The organism is Mycobacterium sp. UM_Kg1 (genome assembly GCF_000972925.1).
In the GTDB taxonomy this organism is placed as follows: domain Bacteria; phylum Actinomycetota; class Actinomycetes; order Mycobacteriales; family Mycobacteriaceae; genus Mycobacterium; species Mycobacterium hiberniae.
In genome coordinates this window covers 1-2,932 of sequence record NZ_JRMK01000256.1, presented here as the reverse complement: position 1 = coordinate 2,932, position 2,932 = coordinate 1, and the positions used below count along the sequence as shown (strand labels likewise).

Sequence of the window (2,932 nt, the reverse complement as noted above, 5' to 3'; positions counted from 1 at the left end):
TACGGGTAGATGCCAGACACATCCACTCCGTCAGGAGGTCCTCCCCATTTCAAGCAGGCACGCCGTCAACAACCTCCGAGGTCACAACAGTTAGCTGTGCGATCATCACAGGCGTGAGCGCCGACGACGACCCCGAGGCCCGGATCCGGGAATTGGAGCGTCCGCTGGCCGACCTCGCCAGCGCCAAGGAACTGACTGTCGCCTCGGCCGCCGGCGGGGAGTGGGCGCCGGAGCACGGCGGCGCACCCACCCTGGGCAGCCGCCGCAGAGGCGTCGGATTCGGTGCGGTGGGCGCGGTGTTCGCGATCGCGGCGCTGGGAATGTTTCTCATGTCGCGCGAGCCGGTCGGCACCACGGCGGGAACCCCCGCCATGCCCAGCAGCAGTGTCACCACCGCGCCGTCGTCACCGGAGCCGCTGGCTGCTGCGCCGTTGCCGGCCGCGCCCCCGGCGGAGGCTCCGGCTCCGGTCCCCGCACCGGCCGGCACCCCCCTCGCCATCTCCGGGGCGGGGGAGACCAAGACACTGGACTGCGCCGGTCGCTACATCTCGGTGAGCGGGGTCAGCAACACCGTGACGCTCACCGGCCGGTGCGCGGGACTGACGGTGTCGGGAGTCGGCAACGTCATCACCGTCGATGAGTCGCCGACGATCACCGCATCGGGTCTCAACAATCGGGTGACCTACCGCTCCGGGGATCCCGACATCGCCACCTCGGGCTACGACAACGTCATCCAACGCGGCTGAATCGCCGAAGCCGGTTCAGCCGAGCCGGCGGATCAGCTCCTTCTTGTCGATCTTGCCCACCGCGGTGGTCGGCAGCGCCGACAGCACCGCCAGCTGGTCCACCCGGATATGGGTGGCTACCCCGCACTCGCCGAGATGGCGGTTGAGCTCAACCACCGTCAACGAGCTGTCCTCGGAAACCACTGCCGCGCAGACCTTTTCGCCCAGATAGGCATCCGGCAGGCCCACTGCTGCGGCCGAGCGGACCGCGGGGTGGCGCAGCAGCTGCGCCTCGAGCTCGTCGGCGGCGATGTTCTCGCCGGCACGGACGATGACGTCCTTGATCCGCCCGGTCACCTCCAGATAGCCGTTCGCCAGCCGGCGAACCCGGTCCCCGCTGCGGTAGAAGCCGTCCGGGCTGAACGAGCGCGCGTTGGCCTCCGGCGCGTTGTAATAGCCGTTGATCGTGTACGGCCCGCGCACCGACAGTTCCCCGTCTGTGCCCACCGGCACTTCGGCGCCGTCCTCGTCGAGGACCCGCAGCTCGTCATCGGGGCACAGCGGCCGGCCCTGGGTGCAGTCGAGCAGCTGCGCGGAATCACCGAGCCGGGTGTAGCACAGCAGCCCCTCGGCCATCCCGAACACCTGCTGGAGTCCCGGAGTCAGCACGTTGCGGATCTGCGCGGCGTCCTGCGACGCCAATTTGGCCCCGCCGACCTGCAGCAGCCGCAGAGTGGTCGGCTTCTGCGGCTCCCAGTCGCAGGCTTGGGCCCACAGGTTGGCCAGCGCCGGCACCAGCGCGGTGACCGTCACCCGGTGCCGGGCGATGGTGGCGAAGGCCGCCTCGGGGCTGGGGTCGGCGCAAAAGACCGTCGCGGCGCCCACCGACATGGCGCCCAGCAGACCCGGGCAGGCCAACGGGAAGTTGTGGGCCGCCGGCAACGCCACCAGATACACGTCATCACAGCGCAACTCGCACAACTGGGCACTGGCGGTGGCGTTGTAGACGTAGTCGTCGTGGGTGCGGGGGATCAGCTTGGGCAGCCCGGTGGTCCCGCCGGAGACCAGCAACACCGCCGGCGTGGCCGGGTCGGGATTCGGTCGCGCGGGTGCGGCGCCGTCCTGCGCGCACACCGAACTCCAGGCCACGAACGAAGCGCCGCGGCCGCCCACGTCGCCGTCGACGACGACGTGCTGCACACCCGGAAGCTCGGCGAGCAGCCCGCTCACCATGGCGGGATAGTCGAATCCGGCGTGCACGGCCGGGATCACCAGCGCCCGTGCGGCACTGACCTGCGCCAGATGCCCGATCTCGGCAGCGCGGTGCCCGGGCAGGCAGAGCACCGGCACGGCGCCGATCCGCAGCAGCGCGAACAGTGCGACGGGGAACGTGGAACTGTTGGGCAGCTGCAACAGCACCCGGTCGCCGGCGCGCAGGCCCAGCCGGTGCAGACCCGCTGCCGCGCGCTCTGCTGCGGCGTCCAGTTGCGCGTAGGACAGGGTGCCGGCCGCGTCGATGACCGCCGGCCGATCCGGCCAGTGCACGGCGGCATCGTCGAGCAGCGTCGCCAGCGGTCGCCCGCGCCAGTACCCCGCCGCGCGGTAGGCCGCGGCACGCTCGGCCGGAAACGGTACGAACACTCTGACCCTCCTGGTCGTCGACGCTGCCGCCCCCGGCAGGGCCGGCATGAGCACCGCCCTCCACGTGGAGTCAGCGGAGATCCTAGATAGGGTAGCGTCCAACGAGTTAGGGCAGCCTTTACTAATGAAGGGTGGCGCGGTGGGGCCGGACGACATTCGCGCGCAGGTCGCGGAGCTGCTCGGTGCCGACGCCGGCGCCCTCGACCCCGACGCCGACCTGGTCGGACAGGGGCTGGACTCGATCCGGATGATGAGCCTGGCCGGCCGCTGGCGCAAGCAGGGCATCGACGTCGATTTCGCCACGCTGGCCGCCGACCCGCGCATCGCGGCCTGGCAAGAACTGCTGGGCGATCGGGGGGCACCGGTTGCCGTCGCCGCGCCGGCACCCGCCGAGGACGACGGCGCACCGTTTCCGCTGGCCCCCATGCAGCACGCCATGTGGGTGGGCCGCGACGACGACGTGGCCCTCGGCGGGGTGGCCGGGCACCTGTATGTGGAATTCCAATCGGGCGCCGGCATCGACCCCGACCGGTTGGCCGCCGCCGCGCAGGCGCTGGCCGCCCGGC

The 2,932-nt window shown here is 71.3% G+C and carries 3 protein-coding genes; 2 read left to right on the top strand and 1 reads right to left on the bottom strand.

Going from position 1 to position 2,932, the window contains the following annotated elements:
• Nucleotides 1-113 precede the first annotated feature (113 nt).
• Complete coding sequence (locus LI92_RS20690; RefSeq protein WP_046322222.1) at nt 114-746, top strand: DUF3060 domain-containing protein; 633 nt, start codon at nt 114-116, stop codon at nt 744-746.
• A 15-nt stretch (nt 747-761) separates the two neighbouring features.
• On the opposite strand, the gene LI92_RS20685 is transcribed toward LI92_RS20690, so the two are convergent.
• Nucleotides 762-2,414 carry a (2,3-dihydroxybenzoyl)adenylate synthase gene (locus LI92_RS20685; RefSeq protein ID WP_046322221.1) on the bottom strand — a complete coding sequence of 551 codons (1,653 nt, stop codon included), beginning with the start codon at nt 2,412-2,414 and terminating at the stop codon, nt 762-764.
• Between the two features lie 76 nt (nt 2,415-2,490).
• Here LI92_RS20685 and LI92_RS20680 point away from each other — a divergent pair.
• On the top strand, nt 2,491-2,932 hold a 442-nt coding region (locus tag LI92_RS20680), incomplete at its 3' end, for a phosphopantetheine-binding protein (protein WP_046322218.1).